This window comes from Ralstonia mojiangensis (assembly GCF_023955645.1).
GTDB classification, from domain to species: Bacteria; Pseudomonadota; Gammaproteobacteria; order Burkholderiales; family Burkholderiaceae; genus Ralstonia; species Ralstonia mojiangensis.
Genome location: NZ_JAMXHU010000003.1, coordinates 24,929 through 41,274, shown reverse-complemented (window position 1 = coordinate 41,274; position 16,346 = coordinate 24,929). Strand labels below are relative to the sequence as shown.

General features: G+C 65.2%; 15 protein-coding genes. 5 read left to right on the top strand and 10 right to left on the bottom strand.

Annotated features, from left to right (window positions below):
* Nucleotides 1-163: 163 nt before the first annotated feature.
* Nucleotides 164-673, bottom strand: coding sequence for a hypothetical protein (locus NG898_RS12230; RefSeq protein ID WP_252692549.1), 510 nt, complete (start codon nucleotides 671-673; stop codon nucleotides 164-166).
* A gap of 151 nt (nucleotides 674-824) precedes the next feature.
* Here NG898_RS12230 and NG898_RS12225 point away from each other — a divergent pair, with 151 nt between their 5' ends.
* Nucleotides 825-2,261 (top strand): aldehyde dehydrogenase family protein, encoded by a 1,437-nt coding sequence (locus tag NG898_RS12225; protein ID WP_045206387.1) that lies wholly within the window; start codon nucleotides 825-827, stop codon nucleotides 2,259-2,261.
* A gap of 69 nt (nucleotides 2,262-2,330) precedes the next feature.
* Here the strand turns inward: NG898_RS12225 and NG898_RS12220 are convergent, their stop codons facing one another.
* Nucleotides 2,331-2,591, bottom strand: a complete 261-nt coding sequence (locus tag NG898_RS12220) for a DUF1289 domain-containing protein (protein ID WP_392397983.1) — start codon at nucleotides 2,589-2,591, stop codon at nucleotides 2,331-2,333.
* A gap of 30 nt (nucleotides 2,592-2,621) precedes the next feature.
* Nucleotides 2,622-4,493: a glycoside hydrolase family 15 protein gene (locus NG898_RS12215; protein WP_252692548.1), complete on the bottom strand. Its 1,872-nt coding sequence runs from the start codon at nucleotides 4,491-4,493 to the stop codon at nucleotides 2,622-2,624.
* A 37-nt stretch (nucleotides 4,494-4,530) separates the two neighbouring features.
* On the opposite strand from NG898_RS12215, the gene NG898_RS12210 reads away from it, so the two are divergent.
* The 4 genes from NG898_RS12210 (at nucleotide 4,531) to NG898_RS12195 (ending at nucleotide 9,410) form a co-directional block, all read left to right on the top strand.
* Entirely contained in the window at nucleotides 4,531-5,757 is a 1,227-nt protein-coding gene (locus NG898_RS12210) for a DUF2252 family protein (protein ID WP_252692547.1), read from the top strand.
* 78 nt (nucleotides 5,758-5,835) lie between these two features.
* Nucleotides 5,836-6,966: a 3-deoxy-7-phosphoheptulonate synthase gene (locus NG898_RS12205; protein WP_252692546.1), complete on the top strand. Its 1,131-nt coding sequence runs from the start codon at nucleotides 5,836-5,838 to the stop codon at nucleotides 6,964-6,966.
* 333 nt (nucleotides 6,967-7,299) lie between these two features.
* The gene (locus NG898_RS12200; protein ID WP_232042784.1) at nucleotides 7,300-8,841 is read left to right on the top strand and encodes a methyl-accepting chemotaxis protein; all 1,542 of its coding nucleotides are present in this window, start codon (nucleotides 7,300-7,302) and stop codon (nucleotides 8,839-8,841) included.
* Between the two features lie 101 nt (nucleotides 8,842-8,942).
* Entirely contained in the window at nucleotides 8,943-9,410 is a 468-nt protein-coding gene (locus NG898_RS12195; RefSeq protein WP_252692545.1) for a hypothetical protein, read from the top strand.
* Nucleotides 9,411-9,428: 18 nt separating this feature from the next.
* Here the strand turns inward: NG898_RS12195 and NG898_RS12190 are convergent, their stop codons facing one another.
* The 7 genes from NG898_RS12190 to NG898_RS12160 form a co-directional block, all read right to left on the bottom strand.
* Nucleotides 9,429-10,151, bottom strand: coding sequence for an MgtC/SapB family protein (locus NG898_RS12190; protein ID WP_252692544.1), 723 nt, complete (start codon nucleotides 10,149-10,151; stop codon nucleotides 9,429-9,431).
* A 99-nt stretch (nucleotides 10,152-10,250) separates the two neighbouring features.
* Complete coding sequence (locus NG898_RS12185) at nucleotides 10,251-11,354, bottom strand: SDR family oxidoreductase (protein WP_252692543.1); 1,104 nt, start codon at nucleotides 11,352-11,354, stop codon at nucleotides 10,251-10,253.
* Between the two features lie 274 nt (nucleotides 11,355-11,628).
* Complete coding sequence (locus NG898_RS12180; protein ID WP_252692542.1) at nucleotides 11,629-12,660, bottom strand: XdhC family protein; 1,032 nt, start codon at nucleotides 12,658-12,660, stop codon at nucleotides 11,629-11,631.
* A 56-nt stretch (nucleotides 12,661-12,716) separates the two neighbouring features.
* A complete protein-coding gene (locus NG898_RS12175; protein WP_252692541.1) occupies nucleotides 12,717-13,391 on the bottom strand; it encodes an SRPBCC family protein in 675 nt (224 codons plus the stop codon).
* A complete protein-coding gene (locus NG898_RS12170) occupies nucleotides 13,382-14,614 on the bottom strand; it encodes a vWA domain-containing protein (protein WP_252692540.1) in 1,233 nt (410 codons plus the stop codon). Before NG898_RS12170 ends, NG898_RS12175 begins: the two co-directional genes overlap by 10 nt.
* 3 nt (nucleotides 14,615-14,617) lie before the next feature.
* Nucleotides 14,618-15,514, bottom strand: a complete 897-nt coding sequence (locus NG898_RS12165) for an AAA family ATPase (RefSeq protein ID WP_252692539.1) — start codon at nucleotides 15,512-15,514, stop codon at nucleotides 14,618-14,620.
* 20 nt (nucleotides 15,515-15,534) lie between these two features.
* The gene (locus NG898_RS12160; protein ID WP_252692538.1) at nucleotides 15,535-16,341 is read right to left on the bottom strand and encodes an FAD binding domain-containing protein; all 807 of its coding nucleotides are present in this window, start codon (nucleotides 16,339-16,341) and stop codon (nucleotides 15,535-15,537) included.
* Nucleotides 16,342-16,346: the final 5 nt, after the last annotated feature.

Below are 16,346 nucleotides of genomic sequence, written 5' to 3'. Positions count from 1 at the left end.
TTTTGCCATGAAGCACGCGAATGGGATTCGCCATGGTAATGAAGTTTTCCCATTCCGCGACGCGGAGACCATCAATATCTGATGGACGCTCGTATTCAACGGCGCTCGAAAGAAAAAGGCGGTTCACGCGACCGCCTTTTATGGAGTCCCGAATGCGTTGCAGTCAGCCTGTTGCTTCGTCGATCAGCAGATCTAACTGGGCGATCACGTTGCTGGTGTCGGGCTCGCCACGCGTTTTGCTGAGCGCGGCCTTGAGCGTGTCGCGTAGGGCGACGAGTTCCGCGACGTTGCTGGCTTTCTCCACCTTCATCTCAAGCAGATAGCCGCGCAGGCCGAGATACCGGCTGATGGTTTCGGTATAGAAGCGATAGAGGCGTTGATAGCCCTCGGCGGCCGGCTCTTTTGAAGTTGCTGCCGGGGCAGGGCTTGTCGCTGGTGCCGCCTTCACGGTGGTGGCTCCGGGCACGTGCGTGCGGATATACCCGTCGCTCTCCAGTTCATCGAACACGGCTTGCGTCATGCCCAGAGGTTGCAACTGGACGAGGATGTCGTCGCAGGTTTTTTCGCCGTTGATCATCAGAAGGACCGCGCGGTGACGCTGGTCGAGGTGATTCGCACGTGTGCGGATCTCGTCCTGACCTTTTTCGGTCTTCTGGTAGATGGTGGTGGTCATGCTGTCTCCCTCGGCCGGCGCGTCTGCAGCGCGCGCTCTGCTGGCTCTACAATAGACCGATCATAACCGCCCGGGGGCGACGTGGGCCTCAGTCGCAACCCGGATAGCACAACGCGCAAATCGCGCATCCACCAGAGCGAGACGACCAACGATGCAGCAACGCGACAAGCTTTTCATCAATGGCAAGTGGGTGGCGCCGCAGGGCAAGGGCGTCATTGAAGTGATTCATTCGGCCACTGAAGCCGTGATGGGAACCATTCCCGAAGGCAGCGCGGCCGATGCGGAAGCCGCCGTGGCAGCGGCCCGCGCGGCATTTGATGACTGGGCTGCCACGCCCGTTGCCAAGCGCGCCGAATACATCCAGAAAATTGCCGACGGCCTGCAGGCCCGCAGCGAAGAGCTGGCGCAGTTGATTGCCGGCGAAGTCGGCATGCCGATCAAGCTGGCGCGCGCCATCCAGGTGGGCGGCCCAGTCTATAACTGGGGCAATTTCGCCAAGCTGCTCAGCACGTTCGAGTTTGAAGAGCATGTTGGCAATTCGCTGGTGGTGCGCGAGCCGGTGGGCGTGGTGGGCGCCATCACGCCGTGGAACTACCCGCTCAACCAGATCACGCTGAAGGTCGCACCCGCGTTGGCCGCGGGGTGCACGGTGGTGCTCAAGCCGTCAGAGGTGGCGCCGCTCAACGCCTTCGTGCTGGCGGAGGTCATTGAAGAAGCCGGTCTGCCGCCGGGCGTGTTCAACCTTGTCACCGGCTATGGCCCGGTGGTGGGCGAGGTGCTCGCAAGTGATCCGGATGTCGACATGGTGTCGTTCACGGGCTCGACGCGTGCAGGCAAGCGCGTGGCCGAACTGGCATCGCAGTCGGTCAAGCGCGTGGCGCTGGAGTTGGGCGGCAAGTCGGCCTCGGTGATCCTGGATGATGCGGACCTGGCATCGGCGGTCAAGGGTACGCTGTCGGCCTGTTTCCTGAACTCGGGACAGACGTGTTCGGCGCACACCCGCATGCTGGTGCCGCGCGCGAAGTATGAAGAGGTGAAGGCGCTGGCCGCGCAGTTTGCCGCCGCGTACGTGCCGGGCGATCCGGCGCAGGAAAACACGCGCCTCGGGCCGCTCATTTCTGCCGTGCAGCGCGATCGCGTGCTGGGCTATATCCGCAAGGGCCTGGAAGAGGGCGCCGAACTCATTACCGGTGGAGCCGACACGCCGGAAGGCCTGTCCACCGGCTTCTTCGTCAAGCCGACGGTGCTCGGCAACGTCAAGACGACTGACACCGTGGCGCGCGAGGAAATCTTCGGCCCCGTGCTCACGGTGATCTGCTACGACGACGAGGAAGAGGCCGTCCGCATCGCCAACGACAGCATTTACGGCCTTGGCGGCGGGGTGTGGTCGGGCGACGAGGCGCGGGCGATTCGCGTGGCGCGGCGCATCCGCACTGGCCAAGTGAACATCAACGGCGGGCCGTTCAACATGCAGGCGCCGTTTGGTGGCTACAAGCAGTCCGGCCACGGGCGCGAGAACGGCAAGTACGGCCTGGAGGAGTTCCTGGAGTACAAGGCGATGCAGCTCAATCCTGCGAAGACGGCCTGATCGGCTGGGCGTACCGCACCAATAAAAAACCCGGCTTCGGCCGGGTTTTTTGCATCTGAAGCGCGGTGCCTACTTGCGGCTGCCATCGGCGTTGTAGCCCTGGGCCGTGCCTTCGGCAAGGATGCGCGTCCAGACCGTGTTGCGCTCTTCGTCTGTCATGAACACCCAGTTGCTGACTTCCAGCTGCGTGCGCCCGCAGCCTTGGCAGACCTCGTCGAAGAGCGTCGAGCAGATGCCGATGCAGGGGCTGTCTGGGCGGCCAAGCAGAGTGCTGTCGGAAGCACTGGTTGCGTCGTCTGGCATGGGGCTGAATGCGGTCGATTCGGTCATGGCCCGCATTTTACCGGCTTCGGCCGGGCGTCAGCTGCGCGGCGGGTCGCCCGTACGTTGGCTGACGTGATCGGCGGCGGCAGATAGCGCCAGCGCTGAATTCACGAGCGCAATATGCGAAAACGCTTGCGGGAAGTTGCCGACGAGCCGTTTCACGCGCGGGTCGTATTCTTCGGCCAGCAGCCCCACATCGTTGCGCAACGCCAGCAGCTTGGTGAAGAGCGCGCGCGCTTCGTCGTGGCGGCCTTGCATGACGAGGTTGTCGACATACCAGAAGCTGCAGGCGAGAAATACGCCTTCGCCATGCGGCAGGCCATCGGTCACGGCCTCGGTGCGGTAGCGGCGCACGAGGCCGTCCACGAGCAGGTCTTCTTCGATGGCCGTGACCGTGCCCCGGATGCGCGGGTCGGATGCCGGCAGAAAGCCGACGAGCGGCAGCATCAGGAGCGCGGCGTCGAGCTCGTCGCCACCGTAACTCTGCACGAAGCAGCCGCGCGTGGCGTTGTAGCCGTGGGCGCAGACCTCCGCGTGGATGCGGTCGCGCACGGCGCGCCAGTGCTCTGCTGGGCCATCCACCTTGAATTGCTCGATGGTTTTGACGGCGCGGTCGAACGCGACCCATGCCATGACCTTGGAATGCGTGAAATGGCGCGAGGGCCCCCGGACCTCCCAGATACCTTCGTCGGGCGTCTGCCAGACGCTTTCGAGGTGCGTCATCAGCGCGACCTGCAGGCGCCACGAAGCCTCGTCGCCATCCAGGCCGCCTTTGCGGGCGATGAAGAGGGCGTCCATCAGTTCGCCGTACACGTCGAGCTGGAGTTGCATCGCGGCCGCGTTGCCCACGCGCACGGGCTGCGCACCCTCGTAGCCGGGCAGCCACGGAACAGTCCACTCGCCCAGGCGGCGTTCGCCGGCAATGCCGTACATGATCTGCACCTGTGCGGGGCTGCCCGCGATTGCGCGTTCGAGCCATTCGCGCCACGAGCGTGCCTCGTTGTAGTAGCCCGCGTTCATGAGCGCGAGCAACGTGAGGGTGGCGTCGCGCAGCCAGCAGTAGCGGTAATCCCAGTTGCGCACGCCGCCGAGTTGCTCAGGTAGCGACGTTGTGGGCGCGGCCACGACGCCGCCGGTGCGGTGATACGTCAGTGCCTTGAGCGTGATGAGCGAGCGTTCGACAGCTTCTGTCCATGGGCCTGCACCGTGGCAGCGGCCGGACCACGCACGCCAGCGCGCCTCGATGTCGACCTGGGCTTCAAGCGCATCAATCGATGCCGGCAATGGCAGGTGTGACGGCGAATGCGTGAGCACAAAGGGCACTGCTTCACCTTCGCGCACGGTGAAATCCGCCACGGTGGAGAGGTTCTCGCCACGGATGGGAGCGGGGGTGCGCAGTGTCGTCATGTTTGGCCCTGCCACGGCACGCAGAACGCAATCGGGCATGTCGCACGGGCCTTCGGCGGGGGCCCCTGTGACTTCAGACACGCGGCTGACCCACGGTATCGACGCGCCGTAATCGAATCTCAGCGTGAGATCCATGCGCATGTCGACGGTGCCGGAGAGCCCCCGCACGATGCGGATGAGGTCTGAGGTGTCGTCCCGTGCGCCCGCGGTGCCCGGCAGGCGGGCGGTCATCAGGTCGGTCACGCTGGCGGAACCGGTGTCGGTCTCGAATACGGTTTCCAGGACGAGCGTGCCTGGCAGGTAGCGCCGGCGCGTGGCGCGAGCCTCGCCTTGCGGCGCGATGCGCCATCGGCCGTGGTCCGGTGTGCCGAGCAGCGCGGCAAAACAAGCGCCTGAATCGAACCGCGGCCAGCACAGCCAATCGATGGACCCGTCACGCGAAACCAGTGCCGCGGTTTCGCAATCGCCAATCAACGCGTAATCTTCGATTTTTGAGGGCATTGCACTCCACTCCAAGCACTTTAACGAGGCCGTGACCATGCATGACAGCACCCGCATCCTGCTTGAATACAACGCCGGGCGTGATCCGGAAAGACTCACCCGCAAGCTGGATGCCATCGCCGCCGACCCGTTTTCATTCTTTCGCGGCACCAACAACCTGTATGCCGCGTCGCTGGCCGATGCTGCGCTGCTGCACGACGCGCCCCGCACGCTGGTCTGCGGTGACCTGCACCTTGAAAACTTCGGCAGCTTCAAGGGCGACAACGGCCTCGTCTACTTCGACATGAACGACTTTGACGAGGCTCTGGCCGCGCCGTTCACGGTCGACTTGGTGCGCGTGCTGTCGAGCCTGCAGGTGGCGTCCTTCAGCTGGAAACTGGCCGATGAAGACGCTCATCACCTCTGTCGGCGCTTTCTGGACACGTACGCGGCCGCGCTTGTTGACGGCAAACCGCGCTGGGTCGAGCGGGCGACCGCCACGGGCATCGTGCGCGATCTGCTGCGTGCCCTGCGCAAGCGCAACCGCGCGGCATATCTGGCGCAACGTACCGTGCGCAGCGGCAACCGCATTTCGCTGCACATTGACGGGCGCCGCACATTGCGTGCCAGCAAGGAAGAGGCGCGCCGCGCGCGCCGCATTCTCGAGGCGTATGGTCAGCAGGGCAACGGTCAGCGTTTCATTGCTATCGACGTCGCGCGGCGGATTGCTGGCACCGGCAGTCTGGGGCTTGAACGCTATTCCGTGCTCGCTCGCCCTGAAAACGACCCGACCACGCTGCGCCTGATCGACATCAAGCTCTCCATCCCAAGTGTCTGGGACGATGTGCTGGGCAGCGCCTGCAGCGTGGCCCCTTGGCGTAGCGAGGCAGGGCGCGTGGTCGATATCCAGCGCATTTCGCAGGCCATTTCACCCGCGCTGCTGCGCGGCGTCGTCTACGGCGCCAAGGGTGAGAAACCGAAGTCGTACGTCGTCAAAAGCCTGCAGCCGACCGCCGACCGCGTCGCGCTTGGCTCGGGCAAGAACGTGGTCGCCAACCTGGACGACGCGCTGCAGACCATGGCGCGCGTAGCGGCATGGTGCCATTTGCGCGGCTGCGGCCGACACGGCACCGATCTCGTGGAAAAGGTGCAGGACTATGCGGCTGGCACGGCCTGGCGCAAATCGGCGCTGAAGCTGGCCGCGCACGGCAAAGACGTGTCGCTCAAACAGTGGGCTGAGTTTGCTGAAGATTATCGTCAGGCGCGCGGTGGCAAGGCCGCTTAAGTGCCCGATGCAACTGCGCGATGGCGCGCCATTCACATCAGGCCCACGATTCATATTTGAAGTCCCTCTGAGATCGCAATGAAAAACCTCGACAACCCCTCACATGACCGCGAGGTGGGCGTCGCCGACGCGACGCAAGACACGACGCGCATCGACGACACCCGCATCGGCGCGGTGCGTCCGCTGATTTCTCCTGCGCTGCTGCTGGACGAATTGCCCGTGCCTGCCGATACGCAGGCGCTCGTTGAAGACACCCGCCGGGCCATCAGCAATATCCTGCACGGCCGCGACGACCGGCTGCTGCTCATCGTCGGACCGTGTTCGATCCACGATCACGACCAGGCGCTCGATTACGCGCGCCGCCTCAAGGCTGCGGCCGATGCACTGAAGGACGACCTGTTGATCGTGATGCGCGTCTACTTTGAGAAGCCGCGCACGACGGTCGGTTGGAAGGGTTACATCAACGACCCGCGCCTCGATGGCAGCTTCCGTATCAATGAAGGGCTGCGCGCCGCGCGGCAACTGCTGCTCGACGTCAACGCGCTCGGTCTGCCCGCCGCGACGGAATTCCTTGATCTGCTAAGCCCGCAATACATTGCCGACCTCATCGCGTGGGGTGCGATCGGCGCGCGCACGACAGAAAGCCAGAGCCATCGACAGCTCGCGTCGGGCCTGAGTTGCCCGATCGGTTTCAAGAACGGCACGGACGGCGGCGTGCAGGTTGCCTCAGACGCGATCATCGCGGCGCGCGCCAGCCATGCGTTCATGGGGATGACCAAGATGGGCATGGCCGCGATCTTCGAGACACGCGGCAACGACGACGCACACGTCATCCTGCGCGGCGGCAAGAACGGGCCAAACTATGACAGCGCGCACGTCGAGGCGACCTGCGCGGCGCTGCGTGCGGCAAAGTTGCGCGAACAGGTGATGGTCGACTGTTCGCACGCAAATTCAAACAAGTCGCATGAACGGCAGATCGACGTGGCGCAGGATCTCGCGCGGCAACTGTCGCAGGGCGAGCGCCGGATCGTCGGCGTGATGGTGGAAAGCAACCTCGAAGCCGGCCGCCAAGACCTGAAACCGGGTGTGCCGCTCAAGCACGGCGTGTCGATCACCGATGCGTGCCTGAGCTGGACGCAGACTGAGCCCGTGCTCGACATACTCGCCGAGGCGGTGCGGCATCGGCGCGCGTATTCGTACGACGGGTGATGTGACGGCGGCAGGTTCAGGCTTGTCGCCTTGTGCCTATTGCGGAGGTAGCTGGGCGCCTCACTCGCCATTTTCATGATGGCCAACCGCCGCACATTTGCATGCGGTTCGGCCCAGCATTGTGTTTCGGCACCGAACCGGGTGATCTGTACGTCCTCCAACGGGCACTCGGCAATCACGAAACGGCCCAAGACCAGGCGGGATGCAGCGATGTATTCGCCTCTTCGCCCTTAAGTTGATCGACTCCGCGGCCGATAGTGCTGGGGTAGCCGGCCGCCCGGCGCGATGGTCGCGCCCGCGTGAAGAGCCGTGCACGCTACTCTCGCCGCGCCCATGTCCGCTCGTCTGACCATCCGCACCCGCCTGGTGCTTTCGGTTTCCATTCTGTTTCTGCTTGCCTTGCTGATTGGCGTGGCGGGCCTGCTTGGCCTGCGCGATGCCAACCATGCGCACGAGGAAACCTTCACCAATCAGTTTCCGTCCGCACTCGCGCTGGGCGAATCCGATCTGAGCCTCACGCGTGCCCGCACCGCGCTCGACAAGGCGATGCTGTATCCGGAAGACAAGGGCGCGATGAAGCTGCTCGACCGCACCGAAGAGTTGATTGCGGAATCGGATGCAGCCTGGAAGAAATACCTGGCACTGCCGCGTGACGACGAAGAGGAACGCCTGGCCAAGGACGTCGCCACCAAGCGTGAAGCGGCGGCCGGCAGCTTGCGCGACATCATCAAGGCGCTGCGCGCCGGGGATCGTGCAGCGGCAGACAAGATCATGGAAAAGGGCGTCTCCAAGGCCTTCCGCGATTCCAACGATTCGAGCCTGGCGCTGAGCAAGAAGCAACTGGCGTTCTCCAAGGCCAACTACGACGCATCGCGCGATGCTTATGCGCGCTTCCAACTGATTGTGATTGCCGCCATCGTCCTCGCGCTGGTGGTGGCGCTGTGGTGCGCGTGGTCGCTGCTGCGCGCGATCGTAGGGCCGCTGAACGCCGCGCTGGCACAGTTCGATCGCATTGCTGCCGGTGACCTGACCGAGCGTGTGCGCATCGATCGTCACGACGAAATGGGGCGCCTGCTCGAAGGCCTGGCCCGCATGCAGACTGCACTGACCGACACCGTGCGCCGCGTGCGCACCGGCTCCGAGTCGATCGGCGCGGCCACCAAGCAGATTGCCGCCGGCAATGCAGACCTGTCGCAACGCACGGAAGAGCAAGCAAGCTCGCTGGAGGAAACCGCTTCCAGCATGGAAGAAATGACCTCCATCGTGCGCCAGAACGCCGACAACGCCCGTCAGGCCAGCCAACTGGCCGACAGCGCCTCGGAAGTTGCGAGCCAAGGCGGCGCGGTGGTGACCGACGTGGTGGCGACCATGCGCGAGATCAGCGCGTCGTCGCGCACGGTGTCTGAAATCATTGGCGTGATCGACGGCATTGCGTTCCAGACCAACATCCTTGCACTGAACGCGGCCGTGGAAGCCGCCCGTGCCGGCGAGCAAGGCCGTGGTTTTGCCGTGGTGGCCGGTGAAGTGCGCAACCTCGCGCAGCGCAGCGCCGCCGCCGCGAAGGAAATCAAGGAAATGATCGAGGCGTCGCTGTCCAAGGTCGAGACCGGCAGCGCGCTGGCCGAACGCGCGGGCAGCACGATGGAAGACATCGTGTCGTCCATCCGCCGCGTGACCGACATCATGGGCGAAATCGCTGCCGCCTCGAACGAGCAAAGCTCTGGCATTGAGCAGGTCAACAAGGCCGTCACGCTCATGGATGAGGCCACGCAGCAGAACGCCGCGCTGGTGGAGCAGGCTGCCGCAGCGGCGGAATCGCTGGAGGAGCAGGCCCAGGCCCTGAACGCCGCCATCGCCGCATTCCGCCTCGCCTGATATGGGCCCCATGGATGCACGGGGCCCGCTGAAGCCTTAAGACTTGCCTTGAGCGCCGTTTCGGTTGATATAACCGACTGGCCCATTCAAGGAGTCGCCTCATGCCGTTCATCATTGCCGCGCTCGCGCTGGTTGGTCTGCTGATCTACGGCGCGGTCCGGCTGTATGCGGTGGTTGCCGCCGCTTATGGCGCGGTGGTGGGCGGTGCTGCGGTGCTGGTTGCCGTGGCGCTGCTGGCCGGCGCAGTCACCATCTTCATCCGGCGTTACCGCGCCGTTCATGGCGTGAACGTGAAAGGGCAGCGGATTGTGTCGCTCAGCGCAAGCTGGGGGCAGGTCGCGGTTGATGCCGAACAGAAACGCGGGACGCTGCAACTGCACGGGCAGGGCGCCCGTTTTCTCTTTGCCGATATTGCCGGCGCCGATGCGGTTGAACGTGAAGGTGCCTGGGCGCTGGCGCTGCGCCTGAAGCATCAGGCGCAGGCAGATTGGCCGATCCCGATGCGCAATCGCCAGGAAGCGAAACGCTGGGCGAAGATCTTCGCGCTGGCGGCCAGCCAGGAGCTTTGACCGGCGCGTCGGTCCGGATTATTCCGTCGTACTTGGGTTCCAGAACGCCTGCGCCACGTGCGGCTGCGACTGCAGCGACGCGACGATGCGGTCCAGCTCGGCGGCGTTCACGGCCGTCGACATCAGCATCGCTTCAATTTCCACGTGGCCGTCGCCAAAGGGTTCGACTGACAGATCGCTGATGGGGTAGCTGGCCTCTTCCAGCAGGCGTTCCAGGTCGGCCAGCGCCTCCTTCTGGCGCTCGCTGGTGGAGATGACGCACATCGTGTACGTGACTTCGCTGGCCTGGTTGTCGAGCGGCGTGCGGTTGATTCGGTCCACTACCGGCCGCAGCAGGATGTTCGAAGCCAGCACGAACAGCGTAATCAGAATGGCCTGGCCAACAAGGTCAGAGCCTGCCGCCGCACCCACAGCGGCCGAGCCCCACAGCGTGGCGGCAGTGTTCAGCCCACGCACGTTCAGCCCTTCCTTCATGATGGTGCCGGCACCCAGAAAGCCGACGCCCGACACCACGTAGGCGATCACGCGTGTGGTGTCCGATGCGGTGCCGATCTGCGCCGCCATATCGACGAACGCCGATGCCGCGACCGCCACCAGCGCATTGGTGCGCAGCCCCGCAGTCCGTTGCCTGACCTGCCGCTCGAAGCCGATCAATGACCCGAGCGCAAAAGCCGAGGCAAGGCTGATGAACGAATCCACCAGCGTGGCGACATTGAGATGGACGAGGGCTTGCAGCGTCATCGGCGGCTCCTTGTTGTGGTGACCGGAGTCTTGGTGAAGGGCGCCGATGGTTATAGCACGGCGCCATGACACGCCGTGCGGGCCGGGGAGGCCGGACGGCTACTTATAGTCCCACTGCATCTGCTCGGGGATCGGCACGGCGTCCGAGGTCTCGAGGCAGCGGTCGAGGTAAGCGAGCAGGGAGCGCGGTTGGAAGCCGGTCTCCTGCACCAGTCGCGTGTTGTCGAACACGTAGCTCATGCTGGCGAACTTGGCATACAGGTGGATGCAGCGCGCGACCAGTCGCACGTTGCCGTCACCCGTCAGGCTCAGGAATTTACGCGCCAATGCTTTCTCGGCGATTTTCTCCTGATACACGTAGCCGGCCAGCGCCTGGGCGTCTTCTTCCGGCGTCTTGCAACGCTTGAAGCGCGGGTAAAGCGTTTCGATGCGCTCGGAGTTCGCGTCGCCGGCGCTGATGTGATACAGGTCGTGCGCAAGCGTCGGCTTGGTCGACAGCTGCACGATGGCTTCGGCGCAGTCGTCCACGGGCAGGATGTCGACGCGGTCAGACAAGCGGCAGCTGAACGTTTCGAGTAGCGCCACCATGCGCAGCATCCAGAAGATGCTGCCCGACGGCTCGCACCCCAGCGTGCTGTGGCCGACCACGATGGACGGCCGCACCACCACCAGCGGCAGCTCGGGCACTGTTTCGCGCAGCTTCAGCTCGGCCATCCCCTTGGAATACGTGTATGGCACCGCATGCTGCTCCAGCGGGGGGACATCCCAGCTTTCGCTGACATGGCGATCCGCCAGTTGGCCGCACGACATGGCCGTGCCGATCTGCAGGAAGCGCTTCAGGCGTTTGCCCTGCGCTGCCAGCCGACCCAGCGCCAGCACGCCTTCCACGTTGGTTTCCCACAGCGACGGGTGGTTCGAGAAGGTTGCCAGCGCCGCGCAATTGATGATGATTTCCGGATCGCCCAGCTTGGCGGCGCCGGCTTCGCGCAGGTCGAACGGCACGATCTGCGATTCGGTAATGCCGTCCAGCGTGCTCTGTGCGAATTCAAAACGCCGCAGGTTGTTGCGCAGCCGCGTCAACCCCTCGGCAGGTGTGTCGCCGCGCACGGCAAAGCGTGTGTCGGCCAGCAAACCTTTGGCTGCCAGATTGGCGGCAATGGCGCCGCCCACGAAACCGGTCGCACCGGTTAGCAAAATACTCATGCGAGAAAACCTGAATCCCTTGGGAAGCAAAACGGGCGACCAACCCGCTTGCAAACAACACTGCCGCTGCCGCACCGGCGAGGCACGTATTCGCAGTGCGCTCGAAGCTGGGGACAGGCAGGTCATGCCGGATGAAGCCGCGCACACGAAACAGGGTTCGCGGGCCGCAAGATTCGCGTGACGCGAAGCGGCCGAAACCTGCGCACAATCAGCGATTTATAAGAATGTAACCTTTCAGGTGCCTTTCAGCACCCCATTCCATCAGAGGGTTGACTCAAGTTTGCGGCACAGCGCAACTCGACGTGGCATTGGCGGCAATCTCGCGCGCGGCCTTGGCGCCCTCGACTTGCAGGATGGTCGGCAGCGATACGCCGTTCTTGGCGGCCGTCACCTCGGCCAGGATCGAGATGGCGATTTCGGGCGGCGTGCGGCTGCCGATGTAAATGCCGACCGGCCCATGCAGGCGCGCCAGCTCGGCATCGCTCAGGTCGAATTCCTTCAGGCGCTCGCGGCGGTTGGCGTTGTTGCGGCGGCTGCCCAGCGCGCCCACGTAGAACGCGGGCGTCTTGAGCGCCTCCATGAGCGCGAGGTCGTCGAGCTTGGGGTCGTGCGTCAGGGCGATGACGGCGCAGCGCTCGTCGAGCTTCATCGCCATCACCGTATCGTCGGGCATGGTGCGGACCATCGCCACGCCCGGGATCGACCACTCTTCGCTGTATTCCTCGCGCGGGTCGCAGACAGTGACCTGGTAATCGAGCCCCACAGCGATCTGGCACAGGTAGCGCGAGAGCTGTCCCGCACCGATGACGAGCATCCGGTAGCGCGGCCCGTGAATGGTGACGAGGCGCGCTTCGTCAAACTGCAGGCCGTCGGTGACGGTGGCGTGCTGCAGCGTTGACGCGCCAGTCGCCATGTCGAGCGTGCGTGCGACGAACTGACCGGCCTCCACGGCACGCAACAGGGCGTCGATTCCGCTGGAGGCGTTCAGTGGCTCCAGCACGAGCTGAAGCGTGCCGCCGCAGGGCAGCCCAAAGCGATGCGCTTCTTCAGCGCTGATGCCGTATTTGACCGCTTCGGGCTGGGTGTAATGCAGGCCTTCACGGCGCACGCGGTCGATGAGGTCGTCTTCAATGCAGCCGCCCGAGACCGAGCCGATGACGACGCCGTCATCGCGCAGCGCAAGCATTGCGCCTTCGGGCCGCGGCGACGAACCCCACGTTTTGACGACCGTGACGAGCAGCACGCGGCGCCCTTGTTCCAGCCAGCGCACGCTGGTTTTCAAGACTTCGAGATCGACGCTGTCCATGATGCGTTGGCTGCGCTTTCGCGCGCTTGATGGTTCTGTTGCGGGGAATGCACCGATTATGCCCCGTGGTGCAAAAACAGGTAGGCGGCGGCCACGGCCACCAGCGCCACGATGATCCACGGCCATGGGTTCCGCGGCTGCAGCGCGGGGCTGACGTTGGGAGCGGCGCCCGGCGGTGCGCCGTGAGCCTGCAGTTGGCCGGCCGCGAGGTCGGGAATCGCCTGTGTGGCCGGCATGCCGTCGATCGAAGCGGCATGTCCGTCGATGCCAGCCGTATCTGCGGGCCCGAACTCTGCAGCAAAACGCTGGAAGAACTCGTCGGCCAGCTTGCGTGCGGCACCGTCGATGAGCCGCGAGCCAATTTGGGCAAGCTTGCCGCCCACCTGCGCGGTTGCCGTGTAAGAAAGCCGGGTGACCGTGGGGCCTTCCGGCGTGAGCTGCACTTGCGCGCTGCCTTTGCCGAAACCGGCCGCGCCGCCCTGGCCGTCAAAATGCAACGTGTAGCTACGCGGGGGCGCCATGTCGGTCAGTTCCATGCGTCCCTTGAAGCGCGCCTTGACGGGCCCGACGGCGGCGGTCATGGCGATGTCGTAGGCGGGGTTGGCGCTGCCCTCTGCGGCGGTGATGCTCTCGCAGCCGGGAATGCAGCGTTGCAGCACGGCTGGGTCGTTCAGCGCGTCCCAGGCGGTCTGCAGGGGCACGGGCAGGAGATGGGTCTGGGTCAGTTCCATGGGGCGGTCGATGGGGCTGGGGTTGGGTGGCGGGGGGTACGCGTGCGGCGAGCATGCGCCGGTTCGTGCTCGAGCGCAGCCAGGCTGTCGAAATGGTGCGCAGGCACCATCGCATCGACATGCGGCAGGATGGCCCGCACGCCACGTGCCCGCGGCTCGAAGCCGGCAAAGCGCAGCAGCGGATTGAGCCAGACGATGCGATGGGCAAAGCGCGCCAGGCGCGCCATCTCGGTATCGAGCAGCTCGATGTGCTCATGGTCGAGCCCGTCGGTCACGAGCAGGACGGTGGCACGGCCGGACAGCGTGCGGCGCGCCCATTGGCGATTGAACTCCGCCAGCGCCGCGCCGATGCGCGTGCCGCCAGACCAGTCGGGCACAAGCTCGGCGATGGCTTGCACGGCGACATCCGGATCGCGCTCGCGCAGTTGCCGCGAGACGTTCGTCAGCCGCGTGCCGAACAGGAAAGCCTGGATACGCTCGCGCGACTGCACCAGCGCGTGGCAGTAATACAGCACGGCGCGCGAATATCGGCTCATCGATCCCGAGATGTCGAGCAGCAGCACCAGCGGCGGCGTGCGGTCGACGGGTTGGCGGTATTTCCAGCCGGTCCATTCGCCGCCGGCACGCACAGCCTGGCGGGCGGTGGCGCGCAGGTCCGGATGGCGCCCGCGCGAGGCGGCCTTCAACCGGCGCGTCCGCTCCTGGGCCAGATGCACGCGACGGCGGCGGATCATGTGTTGCAGCGTGCGCCATTCGGCAGCGTTGAGCGTGTCGAAGTCACGCGTGCGCAAGGCCTCGTTGGCGGAAAACGCCAGCGGCGCCACGATGTCATGGCGTTCGCCCTTGGGCTTCGGGCCGGGCGGCAGGTTGGTCGACGGCTGAGCGCGCAGGGCATCGGCCAGACGGTTGCTGCGCGCCGCGGGAATGCCGCCACGCACCTTGGGCAGCAGCAGGGCGCGCAGCTTGCCTTCCCAATCCGGATCGCGCCAGAACACGTTGAAGGCCGCATCGAACAGCGTGCGCTCGTCGGGGTGCGAGACGAGCAGGGCGGACAGCGCAGCCTTCACGTCGTCTCGGCGGCCGATGTCGATATGGCTCAGGGCTTCGATGGCATCCACCGCGCGCGAGGGCGCAAGCGGCATGCCGGCATTGCGCAGCAGCCGCACGAAATGCGTCACGTTGCGCGCCAGCATCGGGAGCTGCATCGGCACGGTCGCTTGCATGCCTTACTCCGGTAGCGCGGGGGCCGCCAGCAGTTGCTCGATGGTCGGCCTATCCACGCGGGCCAGGTCGTCCTGGTACTTGAGAAGCACGCCCAGGGTGTTCTGCACGGACTGGGGATCAAGCTCCGTCACGTTCAGCGCCGCCAATGCGCGGCACCAGTCGATGGCTTCGGCAATGCCCGGCGCCTTGAACAGGTCGATGCCGCGCAGGCGGTGCACAAAATCGACCGCGCGCTGTTGCAGGCGGGCGGCCGTTTCGGGCGCGCGCTGCGCCACGATCTGCAGCTCCCGCGCCTTATCCGGGTAGCCGATCCATTGATACAGGCAGCGCCGCTTGAGCGCGTCGTGCACCTCGCGCGTGCGGTTGGACGTCATGATGACCAGCGGTATCACCTGCGCGCGCACCGTGCCGAATTCGGGAATCGAGACCTGGAAGTCGGACAGCAACTCAAGCAGAAACGCCTCGAACGGTTCGTCAGCGCGGTCGATCTCGTCGATCAGCAGAACGCGCGGTGTATCGGGATGGGCCGTGTCAGGAAGCAGCGCCTGCAGCAGCGGGCGCTTGAGGAGGAATTCGTCGCGGTAAAGCGTGTCCGCGTGAGGCTTTTCTCCAGCAGCCTCCGCCAGGCGCAGCGCCATGATTTGGCGCGGGTAGTCCCATTCATAGAGCGCGCTGGCGGTATCGAGCCCTTCGTAACACTGCAGCCGCAGCAGCGACGTGCCGAGCAGCCCCGCTGCCGCCTTCGCCAGCTCGGTCTTGCCGACGCCGGGCTCGCCTTCGAGAAACAGCGGCCGCTGCATGCGCAACGCGAGGAACAAGGCCGTGGCCAGCTCACGGCTGGCGAAATAGCCCTGGTCCTGAAGTTGCGCGATGCAGTCGTCGATGGAATCGACCGGCATGCCGTTCCTTGGGCGTGCGCTCAATGGTGGTGCGCCAACGCCTGCTCAACCGCACGCGCCGTCAATACCGGAATGAGGTGCGCCCGATATTCCGGCGAGGCATGCAGATCGCCCACCAGATCGTCGGCCGGCACCACCACCTTGCGAGCGGCTTCTGCTGTAAAGCTGGCGGCCAGCGCCTGCTCCAACGGCGTGCAACGGAACACGCACGGCGCCGCGCCCGTGACCGCCACCCGCACATTGTTGCCCTTGCGACTGATGAATACGCCCACCAGCGCAAAGCGCGAAGCGGGGTTGCGGAATTTCACATAGGCCGCCTGGTCCGGCACGGGAAACTGCACCTCGGTGATGAGTTCGTCCGCTGCCAGCGCGGTCTCATACATGCCGAGGAAAAAATCGTCCGCCGCGATGTTGCGCCGCTCGGTGACGACGGTGGCGTTCAGGCCCAGCACTGCAGCCGGGTAGCACGCCGCCGGATCGTTGTTGGCAAGCGAGCCGCCCAGCGTGCCCATCGCACGCACTTGCCGGTCGCCGATGCCGCCAGCCAGTTCGCCCAGCGCGGGCAGCATGCGGGCGATGTCTGCGCTGTCTGCCACATCGGCATGGCGTGTGGCTGCACCCACCGTAATCACGCCGGGCTGCGTGCGAATGCCGGACATGCCCGGAATGCGCGTGACATCCACCAGCGTTGACGGCTGTGCCAACCGCAGCTTCATCGCCGCCAGCAGGCTCTGGCCGCCGCCGAGGTATTTGGCGTCGGTGTGGGTCTTCAGCGCGGTGACGGCGGTCTGGGCGTCGGTGGCTTTCTGGTACTCGAAGTCGTACATGGTTC